The following is a 289-nucleotide window of genomic DNA, read 5'->3' as shown; positions in this document are numbered from 1 at the left end:
TTGGTCGGAGGGTGTCGGGCTGCTGGTGGTGGAGCGGCTCTCCGATGCCCTGCGGCATGGGCATCGGGTGTGGGCCGTGGTGCGGGGCAGCGCGGTGAACCAGGACGGTGCGTCGAACGGTCTGACGGCGCCGAACGGTCCGTCGCAGCAGCGGGTGATCCGGCAGGCCTGGGCCAGCGCCGGCCTGACCGGTTCCGACGTCGATGCCGTCGAAGCGCATGGCACCGGTACGCGGCTCGGTGACCCGATCGAGGCGCAGGCGCTCCTGGCCACCTACGGCAGCGAGCAC

At 72.3% G+C, this 289-nt stretch carries 1 protein-coding gene; it reads left to right on the top strand.

Annotated features, from left to right (window positions below):
* Positions 1 to 289 (top strand): hypothetical protein (locus tag NQO67_RS43610; protein ID WP_255956213.1); only part of this gene is annotated, 289 nt, incomplete at both ends.

The sequence above is a fragment of the Streptomyces odontomachi genome (genome assembly GCF_024435355.1).
In the GTDB taxonomy this organism is placed as follows: Bacteria; Actinomycetota; Actinomycetes; order Streptomycetales; family Streptomycetaceae; genus Streptomyces; species Streptomyces odontomachi.
Note: the sequence above shows the minus strand (reverse complement) of the source record. Positions and strands in the feature narration are given on the sequence as shown.